Source organism: Vibrio sp. 10N.239.311.G01 (genome assembly GCF_041465805.1).
Lineage (GTDB): Bacteria > Pseudomonadota > Gammaproteobacteria > Enterobacterales > Vibrionaceae > Vibrio > Vibrio crassostreae_C.
The window spans coordinates 66,845-79,272 of record NZ_JBFSRM010000005.1; the positions used below are offsets into that span (position 1 = coordinate 66,845).

Annotated in this window: 11 protein-coding genes and 1 pseudogene; 4 read left to right on the forward strand and 8 right to left on the reverse strand. The window is 44.5% G+C overall.

What is annotated here, in order from left to right:
• Nucleotides 1–16: 16 nt before the first annotated feature.
• The 4 genes and pseudogenes from clpX to AB6D06_RS05585 form a co-directional block, all read right to left on the reverse strand.
• Nucleotides 17–1,297 carry an ATP-dependent protease ATP-binding subunit ClpX gene (gene clpX, locus AB6D06_RS05570; protein ID WP_009847283.1) on the reverse strand — a complete coding sequence of 427 codons (1,281 nt, stop codon included), beginning with the start codon at nt 1,295–1,297 and terminating at the stop codon, nt 17–19.
• 81 nt (nt 1,298–1,378) lie between these two features.
• Entirely contained in the window at nt 1,379–2,005 is a 627-nt protein-coding gene (gene clpP, locus AB6D06_RS05575; RefSeq protein WP_004736080.1) for an ATP-dependent Clp endopeptidase proteolytic subunit ClpP, read from the reverse strand.
• 105 nt (nt 2,006–2,110) lie between these two features.
• Entirely contained in the window at nt 2,111–3,409 is a 1,299-nt protein-coding gene (gene tig, locus AB6D06_RS05580) for a trigger factor (protein ID WP_017060621.1), read from the reverse strand.
• Nucleotides 3,410–3,703: 294 nt separating this feature from the next.
• Nucleotides 3,704–3,886: pseudogene (locus AB6D06_RS05585) on the reverse strand (hypothetical protein); the annotation flags it as partial.
• 163 nt (nt 3,887–4,049) lie between these two features.
• On the opposite strand from AB6D06_RS05585, the gene AB6D06_RS05590 reads away from it, so the two are divergent.
• The 3 genes from AB6D06_RS05590 (at nt 4,050) to AB6D06_RS05600 (ending at nt 7,501) form a co-directional block, all read left to right on the forward strand.
• Complete coding sequence (locus tag AB6D06_RS05590) at nt 4,050–5,870, forward strand: ATP-binding protein (RefSeq protein ID WP_372110011.1); 1,821 nt, start codon at nt 4,050–4,052, stop codon at nt 5,868–5,870.
• 29 nt (nt 5,871–5,899) lie between these two features.
• On the forward strand, nt 5,900–7,249 hold the full coding sequence (locus tag AB6D06_RS05595; RefSeq protein WP_372110012.1) for a sigma-54-dependent transcriptional regulator: 1,350 nt from the start codon (nt 5,900–5,902) through the stop codon (nt 7,247–7,249).
• 78 nt (nt 7,250–7,327) lie between these two features.
• Nucleotides 7,328–7,501, forward strand: coding sequence for a hypothetical protein (locus AB6D06_RS05600; protein ID WP_017060624.1), 174 nt, complete (start codon nt 7,328–7,330; stop codon nt 7,499–7,501).
• A 54-nt stretch (nt 7,502–7,555) separates the two neighbouring features.
• Here AB6D06_RS05600 and AB6D06_RS05605 read toward each other — a convergent pair whose 3' ends face one another.
• The 3 genes from AB6D06_RS05605 to AB6D06_RS05615 all read right to left on the reverse strand — a co-directional run bounded on the left by AB6D06_RS05605 (nt 7,556) and on the right by AB6D06_RS05615 (nt 10,735).
• Nucleotides 7,556–8,917, reverse strand: coding sequence for a TRAP transporter large permease (locus AB6D06_RS05605; protein WP_017060625.1), 1,362 nt, complete (start codon nt 8,915–8,917; stop codon nt 7,556–7,558).
• Nucleotides 8,918–8,919: 2 nt separating this feature from the next.
• Nucleotides 8,920–9,675, reverse strand: a complete 756-nt coding sequence (locus tag AB6D06_RS05610) for a TRAP transporter small permease (protein ID WP_029235189.1) — start codon at nt 9,673–9,675, stop codon at nt 8,920–8,922.
• A gap of 64 nt (nt 9,676–9,739) precedes the next feature.
• Complete coding sequence (locus tag AB6D06_RS05615; RefSeq protein ID WP_016788636.1) at nt 9,740–10,735, reverse strand: TRAP transporter substrate-binding protein; 996 nt, start codon at nt 10,733–10,735, stop codon at nt 9,740–9,742.
• 346 nt (nt 10,736–11,081) lie between these two features.
• On the opposite strand from AB6D06_RS05615, the gene AB6D06_RS05620 reads away from it, so the two are divergent.
• The gene (locus AB6D06_RS05620) at nt 11,082–11,489 is read left to right on the forward strand and encodes a thioesterase family protein (protein ID WP_004736070.1); all 408 of its coding nucleotides are present in this window, start codon (nt 11,082–11,084) and stop codon (nt 11,487–11,489) included.
• A gap of 75 nt (nt 11,490–11,564) precedes the next feature.
• Here AB6D06_RS05620 and AB6D06_RS05625 read toward each other — a convergent pair whose 3' ends face one another.
• On the reverse strand, nt 11,565–12,377 hold the full coding sequence (locus AB6D06_RS05625) for a 4'-phosphopantetheinyl transferase superfamily protein (protein ID WP_371724570.1): 813 nt from the start codon (nt 12,375–12,377) through the stop codon (nt 11,565–11,567).
• Nucleotides 12,378–12,428 lie beyond the last annotated feature (51 nt).

The window sequence follows — 12,428 nt, forward strand, 5'->3', positions numbered from 1 at the left end:
CTTGTCTAAAAAAGACCTACTCTGCAACAGCTGCTTGGTTATCTGAGTTGCTGTAAATTAATAGTGGTTCTGACTCACCATTAATTACCGACTCATCAATCACAACCTTGCTTACATCAGTTGAAGATGGCAGTTCGTACATAGTTTCTAGTAGAACACCCTCCAAGATAGAACGTAGACCACGAGCACCTGTTTTACGGTTCATTGCTTTCTTAGCAATGGCACGTAAAGCATCTTCACGGAATTCTAGCTCTGTATCCTCAAGCTCAAATAATGCTGCGTACTGTTTTGTAAGTGCATTCTTTGGCTCACATAGGATTTGGATTAGCGCTTCTTCATCAAGCTCTGTCAGTGTTGTTGTCACAGGTAGACGACCAATGAATTCTGGAATCAGACCATATTTCACTAGATCTTCAGGTTCTACTTGAGTGAACAATTCACCGATAGTTTTGGTTTCATCTTTTGAACGCACTTCTGCGCCAAAGCCGATACCTGAACCTGTTTCTACACGCTGTTCAATCACTTTATCTAGGCCTGCAAACGCACCACCACAGATAAATAAGATCTTAGACGTGTCCACTTGCAAGAACTCTTGCTGTGGATGCTTACGACCACCTTGAGGTGGAACAGAAGCTACTGTACCTTCAACAAGTTTTAGTAGAGCTTGCTGTACACCTTCACCAGACACGTCACGCGTGATTGATGGGTTTTCAGCTTTACGAGAAATCTTGTCGATTTCATCGATGTAAACAATGCCGCGTTCCGCTTTCGCTACGTCGTAATCACATTTCTGAAGCAACTTCTGGATGATGTTTTCAACATCTTCGCCCACGTAACCCGCTTCGGTTAGTGTTGTTGCGTCTGCCATTGTGAAAGGAACGTCTAGGAAACGAGCCAATGTTTCAGCCAGTAGTGTTTTACCACTACCAGTAGGACCGATAAGAAGAATGTTACTCTTACCTAGCTCTACGCCTTCAGCTGTCGTATCACCATTACGTAAACGCTTGTAGTGGTTATAAACTGCAACTGCTAGCACTTTCTTCGCGTATTCTTGACCGATTACATAGTCGTCAAGATGCTCACGAATCTCACGCGGCGTTGGCAGCGATTCCGATTCTTTCTTAGGAAGAACATCTTTAATTTCTTCACGAATAATGTCGTTACAAAGATCGACACATTCATCACAAATGTAAACAGAAGGACCTGCGATTAACTTGCGAACTTCGTGTTGGCTTTTGCCACAGAAAGAGCAGTAAAGCAGTTTACCGCTACCACCCTCTTTGCTTTTATCTGTCATTCGCTAACCTCTTAGCCTTAACTCTCTATGCTTGAGTGTATATCAATTTGAATCACTTTGCGTTAAACAATTGCCCTGCAATTATTGACCGCGGTGATTAAGAACTGAATCCACCAAGCCGTATTCTACTGCTTGATCAGCAGACATGAAGTTATCACGATCTGTATCGCGCTCAACAACTTCTAGAGGCTGACCTGTGTGCTCTGCCAATAGTTTGTTTAGCTTTTGTTTGATCGTTAGGATCTCTTGCGCGTGAATTTGAATATCAGACGCTTGGCCTTGGAAACCGCCAAGTGGCTGGTGAATCATTACACGTGAGTTTGGAAGCACGTGACGCTTACCAGGAGTACCACCCGCTAGTAAGAATGCACCCATAGAGCAAGCTTGCCCCATACATACTGTGCTCACGTTTGGCTTGATGAACTGCATTGTGTCGTAGATAGACATGCCTGCTGTTACGCTACCGCCAGGTGAGTTGATGTAAAGATAGATATCTTTGTCTGGGTTTTCTGATTCCAAGAAAAGCAGTTGAGCCACGACAAGATTTGCCATGTGGTCTTCCACTTGACCTGTTAAGAAAATGATACGTTCTTTTAATAGACGAGAATAAATATCGTAAGAACGTTCACCACGGGAAGTCTGTTCAACCACCATAGGAACTAGTGCGTCCATAATCGATGGCATTGTATTTTTTTCTTGGTAGCTCATATTCTTATGTCCCTAAAATAAATGGCCCGAATGATTAAATCATACGGACCATTGTTAGCAGAATTGTTGACCGTACGTCAACCTTCTACGTCAGATATTACTATATTAAGCAGGTTGCTGATTCATTAGCTCGTTGAAGCTAACTTCTTTATCAGAAACTTGAGCTTTAGCGATGATTGCATCAATAGCTTGCTCTTCTAGAGCAACGTTGCGCATGTTGTTCATCATTTGCTCGTTTTGCTCGTAGTAAGCAATAACTTCTGTTGGATCTTCGTATGCTGTAGCCATCTCTTCGATGATAGCTTTAACTTTCTCGTCGTCAGCTTTTAGCTCTTCAGTCTTGATTACTTCACCAAGTAGAAGACCTACAACTACGCGACGTTTAGCTTGCTCTTCGAACAGCTCACGTGGAAGTTGGTCAGCAGCTTCAGTGTTGCCACCGAAACGTTGAGCAGCTTGTTGACGTAGAACACCGATCTCTTGATCGATTAGAGCAGAAGGTACGTCGATGTTGTTTTCGTTAACTAGACCGTCGATAGCTTGCTCTTTGATGCGGTTCTTAACAGCTTGCTTAAGCTCACGCTCCATGTTCTTACGAACTTCAGCTTTAAGACCTTCAACGCCGTCAGTTGCGCCGAACTTAGCAACGAATTCTTCGTTTAGTTCTGGAAGTTCACGAGCTTCAACTTTGTTTACTTTGATTGCAAACTTAGCTGCTTTACCTTTTAGGTTTTCAGCGTGGTAATCTTCTGGGAAGTTTACGTCGATTTCGAATTCCATACCTGCTGTTTTACCAACGATACCGTCTTCGAAGCCAGGGATCATTCGACCAGCGCCCATCTCTAGTGGGAAGTTCTCAGCTTTGCCGCCTTCAAACTCTTCACCGTCGATAGAACCAACGAAGTCGATAGTTGCACGAGAACCAGCGTCAGCAGCAGCTTCAACTTCAGTCCAAGTTGCTTGTTGCTTACGTAGAGTTTCGATCATCTCTTCAACGTCAGCTTCTTTAACTTCTACTGCTGGTTTCTCAACAGTGATGTTTTCTAGACCTTTCAGCTCAACTTCTGGGTAAACTTCAAAAGTTGCGTTGAATACTAGGTCAGCGCCTTCGTTGTTTTCAACTGGTGCGAAAGTAGGTGCGCCAGCTGGGTTGATTTTCTCTTTAACGATCGCTTCGATGAAGTGACGTTGCATTACTTCGCCCATCACGTCTTGACGTACTGCTTTGCCGTACATTTTAGCAACCATCTTCATTGGCACTTTGCCTTTACGGAAACCATCGAAACGACGGTTTTTCGCGATGTTGCGTAGTTCAGCTGTAACTGCATCTTCGATGTTAGCAGCAGGAACAGTAATATTAAGACGGCGCTCTAGGCCTTCTAGCGTTTCAACAGTAACTTGCATTATATAAACCTCAAAACTGGCTCAGTAATCTGAGCATATGAGCCGTAACTTAGCTTTAATTCAAAAGCAGACGTTGTTGGCTGCATCCTTGTGTAGTGCTCTATCCGAACACCTAATTTAAAATCGAGCATTGATGTCTGAATTGATTATTCAACCAAACACCAGACTAATCAGCGATATCTTCGTTCTTCACACGTCGATTAAAACGCAATAAAGCTTGTTTTCAGAAACAAGAAAGGTATCTCCGATTAGCCTCAGGACAGAAATTTTAGACGCGACATTCTAGCGATCTGTTTAATCTCTGTCGAGCCGTTCACCTCTGCATGATGATGAATGCTCTAAATTCGTCCAACTAAGTGATACAAAAACGATCAAATCATCACTTAGCACAACAGAAATGGGGACAATAGCGACTTTTTCAAGGGAATCGAGGGCTTTTTTTGCTAAAAACCTTAAAAAGAGATCTTGCTCTTGTTTTACCCCTCAGAGTCGATAACTTTTTCAACAATCCCCGTTACAAACCCTTAACCTACATCCATCTGTTCACTCTCTGCTTTCAGCAAAAACTACCGCTATTTGCTACCATAAACGAGAGAAGACAGGCTTGATTGTTTACCAAAGAAATCAGCGGAGAGCCTTCATGTTTCAAGCTTTTAAAATCCCAATACTGTTAATGGTTACATACAGTTTACTGATGGTGTTTGGCGGTCATTGGGTGTGGAGCACGAGCCATGAAAGTTTGTTAAATGATCATCAATCTAAGCTGGACCGCTTTTCTGTTCATATTTCAAGCCAATTGGATAAGTTCGCGCACATTCCCGAGCTGCTTTCAAAAGACAAAGAGCTGGTCGATGCCCTGCACTCTCCAAGTAACTCTGCGCAAATCGAACTCACTAATCGTTATCTAGAGCACGTAAACTCGGTGATTCAAGCATCCGACACCTACCTACTAGACAGTATCGGCACCACCATTGCAGCCAGTAACTGGAATCAACCGCGTTCTTTTATTCGTCGTAACTTTGCTTTCCGCCCCTACTTTCAAGAAGCGATTATTGGCAATGAAAATCAATATTTTGCGCTAGGTTCAACCTCTGGAAAGCGAGGCTATTATTATTCTTACCCCGTCTCCTATGCCGCCGAGATTATTGGCGTCATTGTCGTAAAGATGGATTTATCGCTGATTGAAGCAAGTTGGAAAGGCAAACAGAGTTTTTTTGTTGCTGACGATAAAGATCAAATTGTATTTATGTCGAGTAACCCTGAGTGGCTGTTCAAAAGCCTTCAGCCGCTAAGCGAAGTACAACACACTCGAATTCAAGAAAGCAGGCAGTATCTCGATACAAAAATAGAAAGCCTGCACTTCTCCGGCGATTTAGACAGTGCCACCAGTCGTATTGAGTCGCCACACAAACTCGTCCAAGAGCAGTTCTTTAGTTCTTTGCGTTTCCTAGCCGAACCAAGACTCACCATACGGGTATTTTCTCCAACCCACTTAGTTTGGTGGGACTTGGTTGCTTACCTTGTGGTTTTGAGCCTAATCTTTGCGATTATTTATCTAACAATGCAGCTCAACCACCATAGACAACAAAGACGAGCACAGATAGACAGGCTGCAATCCGAAGCCAAGCAAAAACTCGAATTTCAAGTGCTTGAACGTACATCGGAGTTACATGTTGAGATCAAACACCGTATCGAAACCGAGCATGTTCTGAGGCAAACCCAAGACGAGCTCATCCAAGCCGCCAAACTAGCAGTGCTAGGGCAGATGTCAGCGAGCATCAGTCACGAACTGAATAACCCGCTTGCCGCGATTCGCAGTTATGCCGACAACGGCCGATTGTTTCTTGCCAAAGAAAAAACCGATCGTGTCGATGACAATCTATCGCGAATCTCGGCACTCACTGATCGTATGGCGAAAATCAGCCACCAGCTTCGCTCGTTCGCCAAAAAATCTACTTCGGAAGAGCTACACACCTTACAAATACTCCCAGTTTTACATTCATCGAAAGAGCTGATGAAGCCACAACTCAAGAGCGAGCGAGTTAAGGTCAACGAACTCCCTGAGACCTTTGATGCTTGCGTGCTCGCCAACGCCATTCAACTGGAACAGGTGATCATTAACCTGCTGACCAACGCGATTCAGGCGGTGGAACAACAAGATGACAAACAATTAGCTATTCTGTTAGAGATTAGAGAGTCCGACCATCAACAAGCCAATACCTTGCTAATTCATGTCGATGATAATGGTCCCGGCTTCACCTCCCCTTCGAACGGACACTTTTTTGAACCCTTCCATACCACCAAGAAAAACGGACTTGGACTTGGGCTATCGATTTCTCAACAAATAATCAGCGGAATAAATGGCAAGCTCGTTACCGGTAGTAGCCCTCAAGGCGGTGCTCGATTCAGCATAGAGCTGCCCCTTGTTGAACAAGAACAGCAAGCAAAAACTCAGCAATAACCAGAATACAAAGAAGTAAAGGAATCACTATGTGTCACGTCTATTTCATTGATGATGAATCCGACCTAAGAATGGCGATAGAACAGAGCTTCGAGCTCGCCAACATTGATGCCGAATTCTTTCCCGACGCGGAGTCTGCTCTGCTCGCGATTCAAGAAAACGGCTTACCTCACGTGATCATCACTGATATCTGTTTACCGGGTCTATCCGGGCATGATCTGCTCAACACCGTAATGCACAAAGACAAAGAGATCCCTGTGATCATGATTACTGGTCACGGCGATATTTCAATGGCCGTTCAAGCCATCCAATACGGCGCCTATGACTTCATTGAAAAACCTTTCGCTAATGAACGCCTAGTCGAAACCACTAAGCGAGCGATAGAAAAACGTCAGCTCACCCTCGAGAACCTTGAGTTAAAACGTTCACTTAAAGCCAGCCAAGCACTTGGTCCAAGGATCATTGGTGACACGCAATCAATGAGGGAGCTGCGGTCTATCATCACTCACGTTGCCGATACCAATGCCGACATATTGCTATTTGGCGAAACAGGCACTGGCAAAGAATTAGTTGCACGCTCTCTGCATGAACAAAGCAGCAGGCGAGAACAAAACTTCGTCGCAGTCAACTGCGGCGCAGTACCTGAAAATCTGATTGAGAGTGAACTGTATGGCCATGAGAAAGGGGCATTCACTGGCGCAGAAAGCAAACGTGTCGGTAAATTTGAATTTGCTCAGGGCGGAACTCTATTCTTAGATGAAATTGAGTCCATGCCAATGCAGGCACAAATTCGCCTGTTGCGCGTCTTGCAAGAACGCGTCATCGAAAGAGTTGGGTCTAATGGTTTAGTCCCTCTAGACATTCGAGTGATTGCGGCAACTAAAGTCGACCTAAAGAAAGCCGCTGAAGAAGGCACTTTCCGCCAAGACCTCTATTATCGACTCAATGTTGTGACCTTAGATTTACCGCCGTTAAGAAGCCGACAAGAAGATATCCCAGCACTCTTCCACCACTTCTTACTGGTCGCTGCGGCGCGTTATGGCAAGACTGCCCCTGCCCTTCCACAAAAGGAGCTGCACGCACTTTTGGCTCATGATTGGCCGGGAAATGTTCGAGAATTACGTAATACTGCAGAGCGTTTTGTACTTTTAGGTAAGCTTTCTCACTTATCAGACAGCGCCACTGAAACTACTCAAGAACTGTCTTTGGCAGAATTGGTATCTGACTTTGAAAAAAACACGTTGAAGCAGGCACTTATTGAATGCAATGGCAGTATAAAAGAGACCATGGAGAGGCTGCAATTACCGAGGAAAACCCTCTACGATAAGATGCAAAAGCACCAGCTAACGAAAGAATCTTATAAGGTAGAACCAAACTAAATTAGATTTGGGAGCAAGATCACCTATACTTATTTCGACAACAGGATGTTATGCAATAAATATAATAAGGAAGTGGTTATGGGTGAGAAAACAAAAGTGCCATCGATTACCGATACTTTCGAGATAGATGGTATTTTTTATGCTGACAATCATGTCGATCTACACACGCCAGAATTAGAGGCAAAACGCGCTTTGTATGAGCAGATAAAGCCTCATTCAAATCGTGGCAGAAATATAGATGAGGAGGTCTAGCGACCTCCTCATTTTTTATGGATTAAATTCCATGTCAGTGAATGACTCAAATAGCTACTTGGTTATGATCTCTGGTCCCATCAAGGTGGTTGGTAACCATGTTGATACCCAAGGTACGTAAGTGACGATAATCAGGAATAAGAACATCACCCCAACCCACGGCAATGCGGCTTTTACCACGTTCATCATCGACATCTTCGCGACACCTGCGGTCACAAACAAATTGAGCCCGACAGGCGGCGTTATCATCCCTATCTCCATGTTCACCACCATCATGATACCTAGGTGAATTGGGTCGATACCGAGCGCAATTGCAATTGGGAATACCAAAGGAGCAACGATGATCAGCAAGCCTGATGGCTCCATGAACTGCCCACCAATCAAGAGTAAAACGTTTACTACAATCAAAAAGGTGATCGGACCCAAGCCCGCAGATAGCATAGACTCAGTGATCATTTGAGGAATGCGTTCTTCGGTCAGTACATGCTTAAGAATCAGAGCATTGGCAATGATAAACAGCAGCATGATCGTCAGCTTGCCTGCATCGTAAAGTGTGTCTTTGGTGTCTTTATGGAAAAACGTTTGGAACACCTTAACCAAAGCAGGCTTTGTATTGTTCTTGTCAGCGAAAGGCCCCATATCTTTATAGATAAAGTTGGCAATGAAGAAGGCATACACCGCAGCCACTGCCGCCGCTTCTGTCGGAGTAAATATGCCGCCGTAGATACCACCTAGAATGATGACAATCAGCAGCAAGCCCCAGCTCGCATCTTTCGCAGCTGCGAACATCTCGCCCCAGCCCACAAATGGCTGTGCCGGAATCTTCTTAATACGTGCTGCGATGTAGATAGCAATCATCAACATCACACCCGCCAGCAAACCAGGAATAACGCCACCTAAGAACATACGACCTACCGATACATCGGTCGCAGCCGCGTAAACCACCATCACGATGGACGGCGGAATCAAGATACCCAAAGTACCCGCGTTACAGATAACCCCTGCCGCGAACTCTTTTGAGTAACCGTTTTTGATCATACCTGCGATAACGATACTACCGATCGCCACTACCGTTGCAGGAGATGAACCAGAAAGGGCTGCGAACATCATACATGCCACAACCGACGCCATCGCCAAGCCGCCGCGGAACCAACCCACCATCGCGATAGCAAAACGGATAATACGTTTCGCCACGCCACCAGTAGACATAAAGCTAGAGGCCAAGATAAAGAAAGGAATCGCTAAGAGTGTGTAGTGGCCTGCAAATGCATTAAACAGCGTTTGTGCGACTGAAGCTAATGACGCATCTGAGTGCATCAATAAGAATATTACGCTCGATAAACCGAGGGAAATTGCAATTGGTACACCGACCAACATGAAAGCAATTACCATTAAAAATAGAAATAACATTGCCATGATTAGTCTTCCTTACCGTTAGATTTTGTACTCGACTCATTCGCTTTGTTCTGCGGAGTCGAATTCAATACCGCTGTTGCATCTTCGTCAGGGCCCGCTAGCACGTCTGCTTTCAACGCATCCAGCTCTTCTTCGGCTTCGTGTCCTGCAATCATGCGGTCAAGCTTGCCTGTGACGACTTGGTAAGCAACTTGAGCAAAACGGAACGTTAGCATTGCCATACCAATCGGCAGCGCCATATAAGGAATAAAACGTGGCAGTTTCTCGTATCGCTCGCCTTCATTCAGCCAGTCAGCAAGAAACTGAAGCATCTCTGGCATTGGAATATCGTCGGTCTCGTACCATGCGCGATCGGTCGCGAATGGGTACCAATAATTCCAAGAACCGATAAGAAGTAAGATTGAAAATGCTAGGCAGCTTGTCACGGCGATGAGCGCATACACTTTGCGTAGCTTTTCTGGGGCAAGGTTGATGATCACATCAACACCAATGTGGAAGTGTTTTTTAACGCCATAAGATGCGCCCACTAACACCATCCAAGCAAACATGAACACGGTCAGTTCCAGTGCCCATAAGATGTTGTCATTGAATGCGTATCGAAATACCACGTTGGCAAAAGTAAGTAGCGTCATTGCGCCAAGGAAAAATGCGATTAGTGACTCTTCAATCACATCCGTAACTCTTCCGACTTTGGAAAAAAGAGAGGTTTCCAGTGCTGATTCGCTAGAATTTGGTTGTTCCATTTGAGGCTTTTCCATAATTGACTCCGCTTATAATTGTTTTAATAAGGAGTGACGAATACTCGCCACTCCCTTAGCGGTGTTATTGGTTTGAAGCTAACGCTGCATCGATAAGGTCTGAACCGATGTCTTTTTCAAACTTCTTCCATACTGGTTGAAGTGCAGCTACCCATGCTTCACGCTGTTCAGGCGTAAGTGTACGAACCTCACCACCCGCTTCGATGATGTTGTTTTTGTTCGCTAGGTTAACTTTTGAAGATTCTGCGTTACGCGTCTCAGACACTTCTTGAACGATAGTGCCAAGCTGTGTGCGTACATCTTCAGGTAGGTCTTTCCAGAAGTCGTTTGACGTTACAACTAGGTAATCCAAGATACCGTGATTAGTTTCGGTCACGCCGTCTTGTACTTCAAAGAACTTCTTACCGTAGATGTTTGACCATGTGTTCTCTTGACCATCGATAACTTTAGTTTGCAAGCCACCGTACACTTCTTTGAAAGACATCTTCTGTGGGTTAGCGCCTAGTTGTTCAAACTGAGCCACCAATACATCCGATGCTTGAACACGGAATTTCAAACCTTTTGCATCTTCAGGGCTGATAAGAGGTTTGTTCGCCGACATCTGTTTCATGCCATTGTGCCAAAACGCAAGACCTTGCAGGCCACGACGCTTCATCGCGTTCTTCAGCTTTTCACCAGATTCTGAGTTTTGGAAACGGTCAACGGCTTCTACGTCTTCAAATAGGAAAGGAAGGTCAAAAATGCGGTATTTCTTAGTGAACTTCTCAAATTTTGACAGCGATGGCGCCGCCATTTGAACATCACCATTTAACAGGGCTTCCAGTACCTTATTATCATCGTAAAGTGTTGAGTTAGGGAAAACTTGCATACAAGCTTTTCCATTCATTTCTGTGTTTACTCGCTCTTCCAGTAAAGAAGCGGCGATGCCTTTCGGGTGCTTATCGGTATTGGTTACATGACTGAATTTAATCACGATTTCACCAGGGTCACAGTTTGCAGCAGCATTAAAACTTGTGAGCGCCAGAGCAGATACAGACAGCAGGGTAAGAGGCTTAAACATTATTATTCTCCTTAGTAAACAAAGCAGCCCTTCAATGGGAACTGCGTGCTTTCACTAAGGCAATTAGCGCGCCATATTGACACAATTCATTAACAAGCCTTTAACCGCAAGGCTTCATCAGATCTGCCTGCAGTTGTCGCTAACTCGCTACAAAAATTAATGGGTGGAAAATGACACATAGAATATTTGTAAATGGGTGGGAGTTGACCAAAGCATCAGTGATAAATGAGGTCTGACCAAAAGCCCCTTTCACGATGATGCCTTGAAGTAATTTCAACCTATCCTGTAGAGTGCTGCACAACTTAGTCAGATTTACTGATCCACTACTTACCAAGAGTTGCTACCCATGAGTCAGATCTACCATCACCCAGTACAGATTTACTACGAAGATACCGATCACTCAGGTGTGGTTTATCACCCTAACTTTCTTAAATACTTTGAGCGTGCGCGCGAGCATGTGTTGGGCAGCGATAAACTGGCAGAGTTGTGGAATGAACATGGACTGGGGTTTGCGGTGTATAAAGCCAATATGACCTTTCAAGACGGCGTTGAGTTCGCAGAGATCTGCGATATCCGAACCTCTTTTGAGCTCGATGGCAAATACAAAACCTTATGGCGACAAGAGGTATGGCGTAAAGATGCAACCAAACCTGCCGTGATTGGTGATATCGAGATGGTTTGCCTAGATAAAGACAAACAACTTCAGCCTGTACCCGCAGAAGTATTAAAAGCGATGCTTGGCGAAACGAGTTAGCCAATATTACGAATGGCTGAGAGCGAGCCGTGTTCAAGATTAGAAGCTAAAGGTTCTAGTGTAACGAACGTAAACTCAGCCAAGTAGCTTCGATTTGGGGAAGCACTTAATCTCTAATTGCATAGGAAGCGTTGCACCACCAAGCGTCACGGCAAATCGAAACTGGTTATCCAGCCTTCCTAAACTGCATTGCCAATCTGTTGAAGTATTGTCATTTTCAGCAGCATCCAACCCTACACCGTTATGGACAATGATTCCTCCATGTAACTCTGGTCGTAAACCCGACGAATGAACTGGCAGCGTTTGTTGAGTTAGATTGGAAAAATCGAACGAAAAACTTTTCAATGATGTGGCCAACCCCTTACCTGTCGCTTTGATGTACGACTCTTTCAGTGCCCACAAATCAAAAAAACGTTCTCTTTGAGATACCTCATCCAGCTCGAGTAAATCGTTAATCTCAAATTCCGAAAAGTAATGCTTCATGATCGCCGCGATGTTGGTCGAGCTTCTTGCATGTTCTATATCCACCCCAAGCTGTAGTGGTTGCCCTTTCGTTCGGCAGACAGCAATCAGTAAATGATCTTGACTGTGGCTAATATTGAAATTCAGTCCGGTTTTGTGTTGCTGCTCTGCAATCAAGCTTGGTTTGCCTTTTTCACCATACTCAAATCGCCACTCTTCAGCCGTCAAATCAGAGTAGATCGACAGAACCTCTCGTAAGTAGTTACGAACATAGAACGCTTGGATCTGAGATGAAGGCATTCGATAACGCTCAACCTTAGCGACTTCATCGTCGGTCAGTTTCTGTTTAAGGCACGACACATGATCAGTACCTTCATCCAAATTGCTTAGAGAACAAAGCCACAAATCAACGACTGGTGTTTCCATCTTTTGAGTACTCACTTCTTAAAAATCACTATTCATAAAGCCATCAATAAA

What these genes read in the sequence shown, in the direction of transcription:
- clpX (WP_009847283.1), bottom strand. Translation starts at nt 1,297, where the DNA reads ATGACAGATAAAAGCAAAGAGGGTGGTAGCGGTAAACTGCTTTACTGC.
- clpP (WP_004736080.1), bottom strand. Translation starts at nt 2,005, where the DNA reads ATGAGCTACCAAGAAAAAAATACAATGCCATCGATTATGGACGCACTA.
- tig (WP_017060621.1), bottom strand. Translation starts at nt 3,409, where the DNA reads ATGCAAGTTACTGTTGAAACGCTAGAAGGCCTAGAGCGCCGTCTTAAT.
- AB6D06_RS05590 (WP_372110011.1), top strand. Translation starts at nt 4,050, where the DNA reads ATGTTTCAAGCTTTTAAAATCCCAATACTGTTAATGGTTACATACAGT.
- AB6D06_RS05595 (WP_372110012.1), top strand. Translation starts at nt 5,900, where the DNA reads ATGTGTCACGTCTATTTCATTGATGATGAATCCGACCTAAGAATGGCG.
- AB6D06_RS05600 (WP_017060624.1), top strand. Translation starts at nt 7,328, where the DNA reads ATGGGTGAGAAAACAAAAGTGCCATCGATTACCGATACTTTCGAGATA.
- AB6D06_RS05605 (WP_017060625.1), bottom strand. Translation starts at nt 8,917, where the DNA reads ATGGCAATGTTATTTCTATTTTTAATGGTAATTGCTTTCATGTTGGTC.
- AB6D06_RS05610 (WP_029235189.1), bottom strand. Translation starts at nt 9,675, where the DNA reads ATGGAAAAGCCTCAAATGGAACAACCAAATTCTAGCGAATCAGCACTG.
- AB6D06_RS05615 (WP_016788636.1), bottom strand. Translation starts at nt 10,735, where the DNA reads ATGTTTAAGCCTCTTACCCTGCTGTCTGTATCTGCTCTGGCGCTCACA.
- AB6D06_RS05620 (WP_004736070.1), top strand. Translation starts at nt 11,082, where the DNA reads ATGAGTCAGATCTACCATCACCCAGTACAGATTTACTACGAAGATACC.
- AB6D06_RS05625 (WP_371724570.1), bottom strand. Translation starts at nt 12,377, where the DNA reads ATGGAAACACCAGTCGTTGATTTGTGGCTTTGTTCTCTAAGCAATTTG.